The sequence below is a fragment of the Burkholderia mycopellens genome (assembly GCF_964265025.1).
Classification (GTDB): domain Bacteria; phylum Pseudomonadota; class Gammaproteobacteria; order Burkholderiales; family Burkholderiaceae; genus Burkholderia.
This window is the reverse complement of record NZ_OZ183803.1, coordinates 1,232,567-1,247,941: the sequence shown is the minus strand read 5'-3', so window position 1 is coordinate 1,247,941 and position 15,375 is coordinate 1,232,567. Positions and strand designations below refer to the sequence as shown.

Here is a 15,375-nt window from a genome sequence, read left to right as displayed (position 1 = left end):
AGGTGCATAGCTCAGTACAATAGCCGCACCTGTTCACGCCCACGCCGGCATCCGCCGCCCGACGCCATGGCCCGCCTCATCCCCGACGACTGGAAAAGCCTCGCCGCGACCGGCGCGGCCGAACGCGAGCGCGAAACGCTCGCCGCGCTCGAACACGCGCTGCCCGACAGCTACACCGTGTATCACGGCGTGCACTGGACCCGCGCCGACCAGGCGTTCTCGGTATTCGGCGAGGCCGCGTTCGTCGTCGTGAGCCCGGCCGGCCGCGTGCTGCTGATCGAGCAGAAAGCCGGCTTCCTGCGCGAAACACCGAAGGGGCTCGTGAAGGTCTATCTGCAGAAGGAGCGCAATGTTCCGATCCAGCTTGCGCGCACGCAGGAAACGCTGCACCGGCGCCTGACAGCCGCGCTCGGCGCAGGTGTGTACGGCGTCGAGGCGCTGCTGTACTGCCCCGACTACGCGATCCGCGACGCGTCGATCGCCGGCGTCGCGGCCGACCGCATCGTCGATGCCTCGCGTAAAGCGCAGCTCGCGCAGGTGATCCTTCAGATCCTGCCCGAGGACGACGAACACTTCCCGAACGCGCCGAAGCTCCACCATTTCCTCGCGGACGAGCTCGCGCTCACGCCCGACACAAGCGCGCTCGTCGGACAGGCCGGCACGCTCGTCACGCGGCTGTCGGGCGGGCTCGCCACGTGGGCGCGCCAGCTCGAATTCGCGCCGTTCCGGCTGCGCGTCACCGGCACGGCCGGCTCGGGCAAGACGCAGCTCGCGGTGCAGGCGATGCGCGATGCGGTCGCGGCCGGCAAGCTCGTGCTCTACGTATGCTTCAACCGGCCGCTCGCCGACTACATCGCCCGCATCGCGCCGCCCGGCGCGAAGATCGCGAACTACCACCAGCTGTGCGACTGGGTCGCGCGCGACGGCGGCTATACGCCCGACTTCCAGGTACCCGGCGAATTCGAGCGGCTCGAGGCGCGCTTCGCGGAAACGCCCATTCCCGAGCACTGGCGTTTCGACGTGCTGGTGGTCGACGAAGGACAGGATTTCCATGCGCCGTGGGCCGCCGCCCTGGAGCGCTTGCTGGCGCCGGATGGCGCATGGTGGTGGCTGGAAGATCCGCTGCAGAACCTGTACATGCGCGAGCCCGTCGCCCTGCCGGGCTGGGTCACGCTGAAGGCGCTCACCAACTACCGGAGCCCGCGCGACCTGCTCGAATTCGTGCGCGACATCGTCGGCCGGGTCGAGCCGCTTGCGGCCGAGCTGCGCTCGGGCAGCCCGTTCGACGGTTCGGATCCGTCGGTGTCGTCGTACGGGGAAGAAGGCGCGTCGGCGGACGCGTTGGCCGACGCCTGCATCGATGCGACCAAGCGGGCGATCACGCACGCGCTGTCGCTCGGCTTCCGCAAGCAGGACATCGCGGTGCTGTCGTATCGCGGCCGCGAAGGCTCGGTGCTCGCGCCGCTCGACCAGCTCGGCCCGCACCGGCTCAAGAGCTTCACCGGCAAGTACGACCTGTTCGGCAACCCGGAGTATCGCGAAGGCGACGTGCTGCTCGATTCGATCTACCGCTTCAAGGGCCAGTCGGCGCCGTGCGTGATCCTCACCGAGGTCGACTTCGACACGCTCGACGCGCGTGCCGCGCGCAAGCTGTTCGTCGGCGCGACGCGTGCGACGATGAAACTGCTGATCGTCGCGTCGTCGCGCGCGGCCGCGCAACTCGCGGCCGTCTGATCTAACGGGCGGGCGGCAGGCGAGCAGGCGCCCGCCCCGCCGCCATCCGCGGTCGATCAGGCCACGCGGAACGCGCCGACCGCGCGACGCAGCCCGTCGGCCTGCTCTTCCAGCGATGCGGCAGCCGCCGCGGCCTGCTCGACGAGCGCCGCGTTCTGCTGCGACACCTGGTCCATCTGCGACACCGCGCGGTTCACCTGCTCGATCCCGTCGCGCTGCTCGTTCGACGCAGCCGCGATCTCCGTCATGATGCCCGTCACGCGGCCGATCGCCTGCTGGATGTCCTGCATCGTCGCGCCGGCCAGGCCGACGAGCCGCGAACCGTTCGCGACGCGCTCGACCGATTCGCCGATCAGCGTGCGGATTTCCTTCGCCGCCGACGCCGAGCGTTGCGCGAGCGTGCGCACCTCGCCCGCGACCACCGCGAAGCCGCGGCCCTGCTCGCCCGCGCGCGCGGCTTCGACTGCCGCGTTCAGCGCGAGGATGTTGGTCTGGAACGCGATGCCTTCGATCGTGCCGATGATGTCGGCGACCTTCTGCGAGCTCTGGTCGATCTCGTTCATCGTGCCGATCACCTCGCCGACGACCGTCGCGCCGCGCGTGGCGATCTCGCTCGCGGTATCCGCGCAGGCCTGCGCCTCCACCGCATTGTCCGCGTTCTGCTTCACGGTCGCGGTGAGCTGCTCCATGCTCGCGGCCGTCTCCTGCAGCGCGGACGCCTGTTCCTCGGTGCGCTGCGACAGGTCGGTGTTGCCGGCCGCGATCTGGTGCGTCGCCGTCGAGATCGCTTCGGAACCCTGGCTGACCTGGCGCACGGTGTCCGCGAGACTGCGCTGCATGCCGGTCACGCCCTTGACCAGCTCGGCCATCTCGTCGCGCGACGACCAGCGCACTTCCGACGTCAGGTCGCCTTCCGACAGGCGGCGGAAGTGCGACAGCAGGCGATTCACCGGCTGGGTGATCGCGAAATGCAGGCCGATCGCGCAGCCAAGGCACGCGGCCAGGCCGAACGCGATACCGGCAATCGCGCCCGCGCGCATCCAGCCGTAATAGGTCTGCGCGGTGTCGTACACGTCCTTGCCGCGCGCGACCTGGTACGCATCGAGCGCATCGGTCGCCTGCGTGAGCGCGACCGACAGCGGCGGCGCCACCGACATCAGCAGCCGGTCGGCCTCGTCGCGACGGCCGTCGCGGACCGCGTCGATCATCGGCTTCAGCGCCTGCCCGATCAGCGCCTGGCGCGCAGCGTCGAGGCGGCTCGCGAGCGGGCCTTCGTCGCCGTCGTGCGGCATCGACGCGTAGCCGCACCAAGCGGTGTCCGCCTTCGCGAGATAGTTCTCGGCCTTCTTGACGAGATCGGGCACTTCCGGCGCTTCCGGATGCAGCAGCGCACGATCGAGCGTCGTGCGCACGATCGTGAGGTTCAGGCTGGCCGCCGACAACGCGGTCTTCGCGGCCAGTTGCTGCGTATAAGCCTCGTCGAGCGCGCGGTTCGAGCTCTGCATGCCGGCGAGGCCGATCAGCCCCGACACGACGAGCAGCACGGCGACGAGACCGAGCGTGGAAAAGATCCGCGTACGGATCGAGAAACGGGAAAACAGGGCGTTCAGGTTCATGACGGGACGTGAGCGGTGAAAAGTGCCGCGGCAATCGGTCCGCAGCACTCTGGATTACGGTTTGCCTGCAAAAAACTTGAGTCCGGCCCCGCTTCTCGCCTGATCCCGGTCAATTTTTCGTGCCGGCAATCTTCTGTTACGGCTGCAACAGATCGAGGCTGGGCAGAAATTGACTGGTCAATCATCCATGGCTATAGTTCGACACAATTCCCTGCCATGGCAGATATCTCGATGACAACCGACACCCTCCTCACTCCGCCGGCCGCGGAAACGGCCCGTCGCGACGCGCCGACCGGGCTGATCGTCGCCGCGCTGCTGCTCGTCATGCTGCTGTCCGCACTCGACCAGACGATCGTGTCGACCGCGCTGCCGACGATCGTCGGCGAGCTCGGCGGGCTCGACCAGTTGTCGTGGGTCGTCACCGCGTACCTGCTCTCCTCCACCGTCGTGCTGCCGCTGTACGGCAAGCTCGGCGACCTGTACGGCCGCAAGATCGTGCTGCAGGCCGCGATCGTGCTGTTCCTCGCGGGCTCCGCGCTGTGCGGCGTCGCGCAGGACATGACGCAGTTGATCGTGCTGCGCGCGCTGCAGGGGCTGGGTGGCGGCGGCCTGATGGTCGTCACGATGGCCGCGATCGGCGATCTGGTGCCGCCCGATCGCCGCGCGCGCTACCAGGGGATGTTCGGCGGCGTGTACGGCCTCGCGACGATCATCGGCCCGCTGCTCGGCGGCTTCCTGGTCGAGCACCTGTCGTGGCGCTGGATCTTCACGATCAACCTGCCGCTCGGCTTTCTCGCGCTCGCGGTGATCGGCGTCGCATTCCGGCCGCACACCGCACACGTGAAGCACCGGATCGACTACATGGGCGCCGCGTTCCTCGCCACCGCCCTCACCTGCGTGATCCTGTTCACGAGCGAAGGCGGCTCGCTGCTGCCGTGGACGTCGCCGCAGCTGTGGATGACGCTCGTGCTCGGCGTCGTCGCGATCGGCGGCTTCATATATGAAGAGCGGCTCGCGGTCGAGCCGATCATGCCGCTCGAACTGTTCCGCCATCGCACCTTCGTGCTGGTCAGCCTGATCGGCTTCGTCGTCGGCATCGCGCTGTTCGGCTCGGTCACGTTCATCCCGCTCTACCTGCAGGTCGTGAAGGGCTCGACGCCGTCGCAAGCCGGGATGCAGCTGCTGCCGATGATGGGCGGCATGCTCGTGACGTCGATCGTCAGCGGCCGGCTGATCTCGCGGCTCGGCTCGTACCGGATGTTCCCGATCCTGGGCACGCTGACCGGCGGCATCGCGATGGTGCTGCTGTCGACGCTGACGCTCGACACGCCGCTGCACACGATGTACGCGTACATGGCGCTGCTCGGGATCGGGCTCGGCATGGTGATGCCGGTGCTCACGCTCGCCGTGCAGAACACGGTCGAATTCCGGCACATGGGCGTCGCGACCTCCGGCGCGACGCTGTTCCGCTCGATCGGCGGCTCGCTCGGCGTCGCCGCGTTCGGCGCGCTGTTTTCGCACGGGCTGCAGTCGCGGGTGATGGATGCGCTGCCGGCCGGCACGGAACTGCCGCCCGCGCTCGGCCCGGCCGCCGTGCACCTGTTGCCGGATGCCGTGCGCGACGCGTACCTGCATGCGTTCGCCGGTTCGCTGCATGTCGTGTATCTCGCGGCGGCGACCGTCATCGCGATCGCGTTCGTGCTCGCATGGTTCGTCGAGGATGCGCCGCTGCGCAAGCACAACTGATCGGAATGCGCGTCGCGCGGCGCTCGGCACCGGAAACGTGCTACGCCGCAGCCTTTAGGCCTTTGACGCGCCGTACCCCATCCGCAGCGGCCCGCCGTTACGGCGCCAGCACGACCGCCCCCGTCGTCGCGCGCGACTCCAGCAGCCGGTGCGCATCGGCCGCCTGTTCGAGCGGCAGCCGCGCGCCGATCTCCACGTGCATCCCACCCGCCAGCCGCTCGAGCGTCGCGCGCGCGGCTTCGCGATACCCCGCGACGTCGCGCGCGATGAAGCCGAGCACACTCGGCCGCGCCAGCGCGATCGACCGCACCGGCCCCAACTCGTCGAGATCGATCGTCTGCCGCGCGCCGATCGCGGCCACCTGCCCGATGCTCGCGACCATCCCGAACGGACGGACCGCGCCGAGCGTGCGCGTCAGCACGTCGCCGCCGATCCCTTCGATCGCGTAATCGACCCCCGCGCCACCGCCGAACGCGCGCGCGGCCGCGACGAAATCCTCTTCGCGGTAATCGACGACCGCCTCGGCGCCGTGCTGGCGGGCGAGCGCGGCCTTCGCGGCCGACCCGGCCGTGCCGATCACCCGCGCGCCGAGCGCACGCGCCCATTGCGTCGCCAGCAGCCCGACGCCGCCGGCCGCCGCATGCACGAGCACCGTGTCGCCGGCGCCGACCTGACGGACGCGATGCAGCAGCATATAAACGGTGATCCCCTTCAGCAGCCCGGCCGCGGCGGCTTCGTCGCTCACCCCTTCGGGGATCGGCAACACGCGCTCGGCCGGCATCGTGCGCAGGCTCGCATAGCTGCCGGTCGGCATGCCCGCATACGCGACACGCTGGCCGACGACGAGATCCGTCACGCCCGGCCCGACCGCGTCGATCACGCCGGCCGCTTCGACGCCAAGCGCGTCCGGTAGCGCGGGCAACGCATGCGCGCCCGTCCGGAAATAGATGTCGACGAAATTCACGCCGACCGCGGTCTGGCGAATCCGCACCTCGCCGGCCCCGGGCGGCGCGACCGGCGCATCGACGCGACGCAGCACGCCGGCGTCGCCGTAGCAATCGATCCCGATCCGGATGGCGGTGGCAGTTTGGGTCATGACGTTCCTCACAATCGAATTGAAGTGAAACAATCATCCCATCGTGCATAATCGATCGGAATTCCCTTTTCCCGCCCATTTACTGTGCAAAATTCGACCGATCAGGATCGCGTTCCCACGCCGGCGCTGCCGATGAGCTGGGACGACATCCGTTACTTCCTCGCGGTGATGCGCGGCGGCAGCCTGTCGGCCGCCGCGCGGGCGCTGCAGGTCCAGCATTCGACGGTCGCGCGGCGCATCGACGCGCTGGAGTCCGCGCTCGGCATCCGGCTGTTCGACCGGCTGCCACGCGGCTGGCCGCCGACCGACGAAGGGCTGCACCTTGCCGAGCACGCGGCACGCCTCGAAACCGACGCGCATGCGTTCGCGCGCGCCGCCCAGGGCGCGGCGGCGCTCGACGGCGTGGTGCGCGTATCGGCGTCGCCGGTGTTCGCCAGCCACTTCCTCGCGCCGCGCCTTGCCCGCGCGCAGCGCGCGTGGCCGGCGCTGCGCATCGACCTGCTGGGCGAGATGCACGCGGCGAACCTATACGCGCGCGAAGCCGATCTCGCGGTGCGGCTGTCGCGGCCGACCGAGCCGGGGCTCGCCGCGCGCCGGCTCGGCACGATGCGCTTCGCGCTGTGCGCGGCGCCGGAATGGGCGGACGCGCCGCCCGACACCTGGCCGTTCGTCGGCTATGACGACGCGCTCGCGCAGACGCCGCAGCAGCAATGGCTCGAACGCTTTGCGGCCGGGCGCCGCTTCGCGTTCGTCACCAACGACCTGGCCGCGCAGCATCGCGCGTGCGCGGCCGGTGCCGGTGTCGCGCTGCTGCCGAGGTTTCTCGTCGACTATTCGCTCGCCGCGGGAGGTGCGGCCGGTGCGGCCGGTGCGGCCGGTGCGGCCGGTGCGGAAGGTGCGGAAGGTGCGGGAGGTGCGGGAGGTGCGGGAGGTGCGAGAGGTGCGAGAGGTGCGGCTGGTGCGGCCGGTGCGGCCGGTGCGGGAGATGCGGCTGGTGCGGCTGGTGCGGCACCATCGTCCGCCCCGGCGCCGCTCGTCGAACTGACGTCCGCGCCACGCTGTGACATCGAGCGCGAGATCTGGCTCGTCGTCCACCCGGACGTGCGGCGGTCGCCGCGCGTGCAGCGCGTCGCGGATGCGATCGCCGACGCGGTGCGCGCGGCGGACGGCCGGCTTTGACGCCACCGACCCGCTCGCGTCAGAACCGCTGCTGCAGCCCGGCCATGATCCCCAACTGGTTACGCCCCATGTCGACCGTGCCGCCGGCGGCGACCGCCTTGGCGGCCGTCGCGCCGTTCAGCATGTAGCCGACCGACGTGTAGACGCGCGTCCGCTTGGACAGAAGATGGTTGGCACGCCCGACCAGCAAGGTCGCGTTCGCGCCGCGCGCGGGCCCGCGTTGCAGATAGCGCGTGCCTTGCGCGTCGAACGACAGCGCCGGGGTCGGCATATAGGTGACGCCGGCGAAGAAGATGTCGGTCTGCCAATGAGCGGCCGCCGCGACGTGGTTCCGGATCCATCCCGCGCCGAGCTTCGCGCGCCCCATCACCGCGTAACCGGAGACGACGCCGTGCGCGCTCGTATGGGCGCTGCTGTCGAGCGGTGCCGCCGCGCCCGCTCCGCCGCGCTTGACGTCGTAGGACGCCGCGACGCCGAAGCGCGCCGCGTCGTAGGCCACCAGCGCCGTATATTGCCGGCACGCGAGCGGATTGCCCGGCACCTGCCCCGCGCAGCCGGTAGCCGAAGGCCCGGCCGGCCCGGCGGCGTCGCGGCCGAAACTGTAGGTGCCGCCGATCGTGAACCCGCGGAACTTGCCCAGGTAGCCGATCGCATTGTCGCTGCGCGCATTCGGCAGATAGGCGTCGAAGCCGCTCGGCGAATGAATCGACGGCCCGATCACGTCGGCATTGGCAAGCGCGTAGGCCGTCATGTTCATTTGCCTGCCGAGCGTGAGCGTTCCCGCCTCGCCGCTCAACCCCACGTTCGCCTGCCGGCCGAACAGCCGCCCGCCGTAATTGAATCCGCCCGTACCGGGCTGGAAACCGCTTTCCAGCACGAAGAACGCACGATAGCCGCCGCCCAGGTCTTCGCCGCCCTTCACGCCCCATCGCGACGGCACTTCGCCGGTCAGGTGCGGGATGCCCGTCGCGGCTCCGCCCTTCGCCGCACGGTTGTAGTACGAAATACCGGTATCGACGATGCCGTACAGCGTCACGCCGCCTTGCGCATGCGCGACGGCCGATGTCGCCGCCAGCGCCGCCGCGAGTACGCTTGCCCTCACCCTCGCGTTCAACGCCCCAGAATCGATATGCATGACTGAATTTCCCGAAAAAAACGACGCGTGCTGCGTTGCCGCGCGCGATCGGCCGCCGGCCTCGCGCCGGCGGGCCCCGCCAATGTGCCGCTCAGGAGTGCCGGGCGGGCGACCCCTGCCGTTCGCCGGCCGCAGCCGCCAGGCCGTGTTGCGAAGCCGAGCGCCGATGGTCGATCAGGCCGACCGCGGCGGCGGCCGCCAGCGCGGGCAGCCCGATCGCCATGAAGTTCTGTTCCAGCGGCAGATCGATGCCGACCAGCACGCCGATGACGATCGGCGCGAGGATCGCGCCGCAGCGGCCCACGCCCAGCGTCCAGCCGATGCCGGTCGAGCGGATCGCCATCGGATAGAACTGCCCCGCATACGCGCAATTGACGATCTGGGTGCCGATGGTCGATGCGCCCGCGAGGGCGACCAGCACGAACAGCAGCGTGGGCGGCATCGGATAGCCGAGCAGCGTGATCGATACCGCGGCGAGCAGATACATCGATACGAGCACCGTCTTGATCGGAAAGCGATCGGCCAGCCAGCCGCCGCCGATCGCGCCGGCCATCGCGCCGGCGTTCAGCACCAGCACGAAGGTCAATGCCGAGCCAAGGCTGTGGCCGGCGCTCGCCATCAGCCGGGTAAGCCACGAACTGAGCGCATACACCATGAACAGGCACATGAAGCAGGCGATCCAGAACATGACCGTGCTGAATCCGCGACCGTCGTCGAATAGCTGGCGAACGGGCGCGCCGCCCGCCTTGTCCTCGCGCGGGACGACATAACAGTCGCCCGGTTGCGGCCGGTACGCCGGATCGAGCCGGCGCGCGATGCGCGCGAGCTCGTCGGTCCTGCCGCGCCGGATCAGGAACGGCAGCGATTCCGGCATCCACTTCACGAGCAGCGGAACGAGCAGCACCGGCGCCCCCGCGGCGACGAACACGGACTGCCATCCGTACGCGTCGATCATCCCCTTGCCCATCACGGCCGCGAGCATGCCGCCGACCGAATAGCCGCTGAACATCAGCGTCACCAGCGTGCTGCGCATCCGGCGCGGCGCGTACTCGGTCATCTGGGCGATCACGTTCGGCATCACGCCGCCGATGCCGATGCCCGCCAGGAAGCGGGCCGCGCCGAACTGCGCGGGCGTCTGCGCCAGCCCGGCCGCCGCGGTAAAGACGCTGAACAGCGTCAGGCAGGCCGCGATGGCCCAGCGTCGCCCGATCCGGTCGGCTACCGTGCCGAACACGATGTTGCCGAACATCATGCCGAACAGCGCCGAGCTGACCATGAAGCCGGCCTGCGCCGGATTGACGCCCATCTCCTTCATGATCGCCGGCAGCGCGATGCCGGCCACGGCGAGGTCGTAGCCGTCGAACACGATGATCAGCGCGCACCAGAACAGCACGACGCCGTGCAGCTTGCCCAGCCGCGCATCGTCGGAGAGCGCCTGCAGGTTGATTTGACGCATGGACTTCCTTCCTTTTTCCAGTGGGGATTCGGGCCTGGCGGAAGTGTTCACGTCACACGCGTTCGAACCAATACGATCGCTGAGTCAATCGATTTAGTAGATATCCGAAATATTGTCGTGCAATGCGCCACTTTCCGTCCGGATGCCGGCGCAGTGTAGGAAGCCACAATGATTCTCACTATCCGGAATTTGCAGGCGGCCATGCGAACTCGATCCGCCTTTTTCCGCGCGCCGGGCGCTATCCGGATCTTTCCCCGCGACGAACGGGACTATCCGATTCTTGCAAAACTTTCGACAAGCCTGACAAAGATCAATATCATCCTTTCAGGATATCTCGCTCACAAGAGAAACCGATGTGGCACGACGCGCATCCGCCGCCAGCCGGGTGCGCCGCACGAAAACCGCCACACAGGAGACGCCCCATGCCCCTCGCCCCGAATGCGGAAGTGCTGTCCGCGCTGTATCGGAATTGCGTGTTCCGATCCGGATTGCGCATGGATGCGCACGAGCAGGTTTCCATGGAACTGGCCGAGCATGCGCTGCGCTGGAAACAGGGCGTGCCCGACGCAGCGCTGTTCAAGGGGCAACTGAATCAGCTGACCGTCTACGCGCTGCAGTACGGCGCCGAAGTCGAGGTCGCCCCGCGCCCGTTCGACGGCTTTTCGCTCGTCCACACGTCGCTCGCGGGCGGCGCCGAAATCGAGTGCGACGGGCACGTGATGGGCGTATCCGCGGGGCGCACCGCCGTGCTGGCGCCGACGTCGCGGGTTCGCCTGCGCTGGCGGTCCGGCACGCGGCAACTGATCGTCAAGGTGCCCGATTCGCTGATGCGCGCGGTCTGCGGCCGCCGGCCCGACGACGCGGCGCCCGGCCTCGCGCCCGGATTCCTGCTGCCGCCGGCGCTGGCGTCGCAATGGGATCTGATCGCGCAGTCGCTGCTCAACGTGCTCGCCGTTGCCGACGACGGCGGTATCCGGGCCGAATGGCGCGACCACTTCGAACGAAGCCTCGCGCTCTTCCTGCTCGTGCATTGCCCGCCGTCGCCCGCCGCCGCGCAGGCCGGCACGGCGCCGCCGGCGCGCGGTGCGCCGGCGGAATCCGGATCGCGCGGCGGCATCCGGCAGATGGATGCGCTGCACGCATTCATCCATGCGCGGCTTTGCGCGCCGATCTCGCTCGAAGATCTCGCCCGGGCGGCCGGCGTCAGCCTGCGGACCCTGAACGTGCTGTGCCGGCGCTACCACGGCGCGACCCCGATGGAACTGTTGCGCAACATCCGGCTGGACGCCGCGCGCGTGCAGTTGCTCAGCGACCCGACGGCCAGCATCACCGATACGGCGCTGACGTTCGGCTTCGGGCACCTCGGCCGCTTTTCCGCGTACTACTTCGCCCGCTTCGACGAGTTGCCGCGCGACACGCAGAAGCAGCGGCAGCCGAACTGAACGCCGCGCGCCGGGCGCACGGCCGCCGCTTTACGCGTCAGGCAATCGCCCGCATAGTATCGGCTTGCCCATACACCGCCCCTGCCGCACCGTCACCATGTCCGCCACGCCAGCCGCCTGCGTCGTTCGCGACGCGACCGATGCCGACCTCGATGCGATCCACGCGATCTATGCGCACCACGTGCGCCACAGCGTCGCGTCGTTCGAGGAAACGCCACCCGACGTCGCCGAACTGCGCACGCGGCGCGACGCCGTGCTGCGCCACGGGCTGCCGTACCTCGTCGCCGAATGCGACGGCCGCGTGGCCGGCTACGCGTACGCAACGCCGTACCGCGCGCGCAGCGCGTACCGCTTCACGGTCGAGGATTCGATCTACATCGACGACACACAGCGCGGGCGCGGAATCGGCCGCGCACTGCTCGCCGCGCTGATCGAACGCTGCGAGGCCGGCCCGTGGCGGCAGATGATCGCCGTGATCGCCGACGGCGGCACCGGCGGTTCGACGTCGCTGCATCGCGCGTTCGGCTTCGAGCCGGCCGGCATGCTGAAGGGGGTGGGTTTCAAGCACGGCCGCTGGATCGATACGGCGCTGCTGCAGCGCCCGCTCGGCGACGGCGCGAACACGCTCCCCGTCTCGCCCGAGCCTGTCACGTCGCGCTAGAATGGTCGCATGTCAAAGCAGACTCATTCCACCCCCGACGAGGCGGCGCCGGACGCCCGCAACGAGTACACGGTCGACGAACTCGCGCGCGTGTCCGACACGACCGTGCGCAACGTCCGCGCGTACCAGGATCGCGGCTTGCTCGCGCCGCCGGAAAAGCGCGGCCGCGTCGGCATCTACGACGACACGCACGTCGCGCGCCTGAAGCTGATCAACCACCTGCTCGCGCGCGGCTACACGCTGTCGAACATCCAGGACCTGATCAAGGCGATCGACGAAGGCCACGACCTGCGCTCGATCCTCGGCCTCGAAAACGCGATCGGCGGCCGCTGGTCGCACGAACTGCCGAAGACCTATTCGCTCGCCGCGCTCGCGCAGATGTTCGGCCCGCAGGCGACCACGCAACTGTCGCGCGTGACCGAACTCGGCCTGCTCGAACGGCGCGGATTGTCGTTCGTCGCAAAGAGCCCCGCCCTGCTCGAAGCAGCGGCCGCGATGACGAAGGAAGGCATCCCGCCGCGCGAGCTGCTCGACGTGATCAGCCTCGCGCGGCCGCATTTCGACGCGATCGCGCGACTGCTCGTCGATCTCGTCGTGAAGCGGCTCGACCGCTACGACGCCGGCACGCTGCCGCCCGCCACCGACGTGCCCGAGCTGGTCGACGCGATCTGGCGCCTGCGTCCGCTCGCGGCCGTGTTCGTCGAAGGCGAGACGAACCGTGCGCTGGAAACCGCGGCGAGCGCGTATCTCGGCGGCCGGGTTGCGACGATCCTCGACAAGAAGCTCAGCGACGAGGCCGCGCGACAGTCCGGCACACCGGCATCGAAAGACGACGGCGACGAAGCATAGGCGCGCCGCCGTCATATTGATATCGGCAATGCTTCGTTTGCGGGCTTGATCGCCCATGCGACGATTCTTCCAGCCGAGCGCCACCACCGCTCGCCCGAAGACGTTATGCATGGAGTCCGTTCGATGATTCGTTTCACCCGCTGGATCGCCCGCACCGCCGCCGTGACGCTCGTCACGCTGTCCGCCGCGTCGGCCTTCGCACAAGGCGGCGCCGACAAGGTCGTGCGCATCGGCTACCAGAAGGCCGGCCTGCTGTCGGCCATCAAGGCGCAAGGTTCGCTCGAAGCGCGGCTCAAGCCGCTCGGCTATGGCGTGCAGTGGTTCGAATTCCCGGCCGGCCCGCAACTGCTCGAGGCGCTGAACGCGAACAGCATCGACTTCGGCTATACGGGTGCGCCGCCGCCCGTGTTCGCGCAGGCGGCCGGCGTGCAGTTCGTCTATGTCGGCGCGGAACCGCCGGCGCCGCACAACGAAGCCGTGGTCGTGAAGGCCGATTCGCCGATCCGTTCGGTCGCCGGCCTGCGCGGCAGGAAGGTCGCGCTGCAGAAGGGTTCGAGCGCGAACTACCTGCTGCTCGAAGCGCTGAAGAAGGCCGGCGTACGCTATGACGAAATTCGCCCCGTCTACCTTGCGCCGGCCGACGCGCGCGCCGCGTTCGAGAGCGGCAACGTCGATGCATGGGTCGTCTGGGATCCGTACTACGCGGCCGCGCAAGACACGCTGAAGGTGCGCACGCTGTCCGACTACACGGGCCTCGCGGCGACCCACAACTTCTACGAAGCCACACGGGATTTCGCGCAACAGCATCCCGACGTGGTCAGCGCGATCCTGAAGCAGGCGCGCGAGACGGGTCAGTGGGTCAACACGCATCCGGCCGACACCGCCGCGCTGATCGCCCCGAAGGTCGGCCTGCCGCAACCGCTCGTCGAGACGTGGATCAAGCGTGTCCCGTTTGGCGCGGTGCCGCTCGACGAAAAGATCGTCGCGGCACAGCAGGGTGTCGCCGATGCGTTTTATGCGGCGAAGCTGATTCCGCAGAGGCTGAGCGTGGCCGACAACGCATGGGTCGATAAAGGCGTGCAAAGTGCGCTCGCGGCGAAGTAGCGGGAACGCAGTGCGCAATTGCCAAAAGGCCGACGGGCGCACGACTCGTCGGCCTTTTTTGTTCCTGCCGAATTTTCGGGAAACGCCGGACGAACTGTCGGCGCTCAGCCAAAGCGCGGGGCACACTTTGACGTTTATCATGAACGACCGCGACGCGACTCCCCGTCGCAGGGCGGTTCGTGATTCGAATGGCTGCGTCGGATCTGGCTACGTCGCCGCTGCGGGTCGTTCGGGGCCCACCACCCCATCAGGCCCTGCCCAACCTGCGCGTCATGCCGGGTAGCACGCGCAGCCAGGCAAGGCCGCATCGCTTCATCCGCAAATCCGACCACCCGAAGAAACAGTTACAAAGTAACGATTGACGCCGGCACCGCCCGGCGGTTAATGTGTCGCCAGAAGTTCAAGAAGTCCGATTGCTGTTCATCAATTCATCGCTCCTCAGCGGTATTCGTTGTCCTCTCTCTCCTTGACGCTTCACGTGCTCTTTACTGAGCAAATCTTCTCATTTTTTCTCAAGGATTCTTCATGGATACCGGTATCGTCAAGTGGTTCAACGACAGCAAAGGCTTTGGCTTCATCACGCCCGACAACGGCGGCGACGACCTGTTCGCTCACTTCTCCGAAATTCGCGCCGACGGCTTCAAGACGCTGGCTGAAAATCAGAAGGTAAGCTTCGAAACGAAGCAAGGCCCGAAGGGTCTGCAAGCGGCTAACATCCAGCCGCTGTAAAGTTTGAAGAACCCGGCTTCCCGTCACGGACGCCGGGTTGCAGCGACATCCTCGCGGAGATTGCTCTCCCAAAGTTGGCGCGACTGCTCTTAGCTGCATCTGTTCATTCAGCAGCTCGCCGAGCGCCACACGCCTCGTTGCACTTCATTCCCCCTCTGGCTGCAAAGCCCTTTTTTCGCTTTACGACTGCTTCAGATTCGGCTCGCAATGGCTTTGAATCGGCGTACTCGTGCACCTTTCGCACGGCACGCGAGCACTCGAACATTATTAAAATTAAAATGCAAAACATCCGAATTCAACAGTACAACGGCTATGCCGTTCAATCCTCGGCGCATCGTTTGCCCGACGGTAGTTTTTCATCCAACCTGCTGCTTGAACGCGCCGACAGCACACGCGCCGAAGGCCGCTACCAGTTCTATTCGCTCGACTACTTCACGAGTGAGGAGCAGGCGTTGCAGCATTCGGCCCGCTGGGCACGCAACTGGGTCGACACGCGCGGTTAAAGGCAACGCCCGGCCATCGATCCGGCGACGCGCGCAAGGTATAGCCTGCGCGCGCCCATTTGCTTCACTGGCCCGCCACCTTCTCCGCCGGCCGCGTTGACCACGATATCGAGGGTCTCGAACCG

The 15,375-nt window shown here is 68.1% G+C and carries 13 protein-coding genes; 9 read left to right on the top strand and 4 right to left on the bottom strand.

Annotated features, from left to right (window positions below):
* Positions 1–66 precede the first annotated feature (66 nt).
* Positions 67–1,734 carry an ATP-binding domain-containing protein gene (locus ACPTTC_RS23890; protein ID WP_423394184.1) on the top strand — a complete coding sequence of 556 codons (1,668 nt, stop codon included), beginning with the start codon at positions 67–69 and terminating at the stop codon, positions 1,732–1,734.
* Positions 1,735–1,790: 56 nt separating this feature from the next.
* Here the strand turns inward: ACPTTC_RS23890 and ACPTTC_RS23885 are convergent, their stop codons facing one another.
* The gene (locus ACPTTC_RS23885) at positions 1,791–3,350 is read right to left on the bottom strand and encodes a methyl-accepting chemotaxis protein (protein ID WP_423394183.1); all 1,560 of its coding nucleotides are present in this window, start codon (positions 3,348–3,350) and stop codon (positions 1,791–1,793) included.
* A gap of 231 nt (positions 3,351–3,581) precedes the next feature.
* Between ACPTTC_RS23885 and ACPTTC_RS23880 the strand changes: the two genes are divergently transcribed.
* Positions 3,582–5,096 carry an MDR family MFS transporter gene (locus ACPTTC_RS23880; RefSeq protein ID WP_423394182.1) on the top strand — a complete coding sequence of 505 codons (1,515 nt, stop codon included), beginning with the start codon at positions 3,582–3,584 and terminating at the stop codon, positions 5,094–5,096.
* Between the two features lie 97 nt (positions 5,097–5,193).
* On the opposite strand, the gene ACPTTC_RS23875 is transcribed toward ACPTTC_RS23880, so the two are convergent.
* A complete protein-coding gene (locus tag ACPTTC_RS23875; RefSeq protein ID WP_423394181.1) occupies positions 5,194–6,192 on the bottom strand; it encodes a quinone oxidoreductase family protein in 999 nt (332 codons plus the stop codon).
* 132 nt (positions 6,193–6,324) lie between these two features.
* On the opposite strand from ACPTTC_RS23875, the gene ACPTTC_RS23870 reads away from it, so the two are divergent.
* Positions 6,325–7,371 (top strand): LysR family transcriptional regulator, encoded by a 1,047-nt coding sequence (locus ACPTTC_RS23870; protein WP_423394180.1) that lies wholly within the window; start codon positions 6,325–6,327, stop codon positions 7,369–7,371.
* A 19-nt stretch (positions 7,372–7,390) separates the two neighbouring features.
* Here the strand turns inward: ACPTTC_RS23870 and ACPTTC_RS23865 are convergent, their stop codons facing one another.
* Positions 7,391–8,506, bottom strand: a complete 1,116-nt coding sequence (locus tag ACPTTC_RS23865) for a porin (protein WP_423394179.1) — start codon at positions 8,504–8,506, stop codon at positions 7,391–7,393.
* A 91-nt stretch (positions 8,507–8,597) separates the two neighbouring features.
* Positions 8,598–9,962, bottom strand: a complete 1,365-nt coding sequence (locus ACPTTC_RS23860) for an MFS transporter (RefSeq protein WP_423394178.1) — start codon at positions 9,960–9,962, stop codon at positions 8,598–8,600.
* A 422-nt stretch (positions 9,963–10,384) separates the two neighbouring features.
* On the opposite strand from ACPTTC_RS23860, the gene ACPTTC_RS23855 reads away from it, so the two are divergent.
* The 6 genes from ACPTTC_RS23855 to ACPTTC_RS23830 all read left to right on the top strand — a co-directional run bounded on the left by ACPTTC_RS23855 (position 10,385) and on the right by ACPTTC_RS23830 (position 15,250).
* On the top strand, positions 10,385–11,404 hold the full coding sequence (locus ACPTTC_RS23855) for an AraC family transcriptional regulator (RefSeq protein WP_423394177.1): 1,020 nt from the start codon (positions 10,385–10,387) through the stop codon (positions 11,402–11,404).
* Between the two features lie 97 nt (positions 11,405–11,501).
* Complete coding sequence (locus ACPTTC_RS23850) at positions 11,502–12,065, top strand: GNAT family N-acetyltransferase (RefSeq protein WP_423394176.1); 564 nt, start codon at positions 11,502–11,504, stop codon at positions 12,063–12,065.
* 9 nt (positions 12,066–12,074) lie between these two features.
* Positions 12,075–12,914, top strand: a complete 840-nt coding sequence (locus ACPTTC_RS23845; protein WP_423394175.1) for a MerR family transcriptional regulator — start codon at positions 12,075–12,077, stop codon at positions 12,912–12,914.
* A 123-nt stretch (positions 12,915–13,037) separates the two neighbouring features.
* Positions 13,038–14,018, top strand: coding sequence for a sulfonate ABC transporter substrate-binding protein (locus ACPTTC_RS23840; protein WP_423394174.1), 981 nt, complete (start codon positions 13,038–13,040; stop codon positions 14,016–14,018).
* Positions 14,019–14,543: 525 nt separating this feature from the next.
* Positions 14,544–14,747 carry a cold-shock protein gene (locus tag ACPTTC_RS23835; RefSeq protein ID WP_034185637.1) on the top strand — a complete coding sequence of 68 codons (204 nt, stop codon included), beginning with the start codon at positions 14,544–14,546 and terminating at the stop codon, positions 14,745–14,747.
* Between the two features lie 278 nt (positions 14,748–15,025).
* Complete coding sequence (locus tag ACPTTC_RS23830; RefSeq protein WP_175957830.1) at positions 15,026–15,250, top strand: hypothetical protein; 225 nt, start codon at positions 15,026–15,028, stop codon at positions 15,248–15,250.
* The last annotated feature ends 125 nt before the right edge of the window (positions 15,251–15,375 follow it).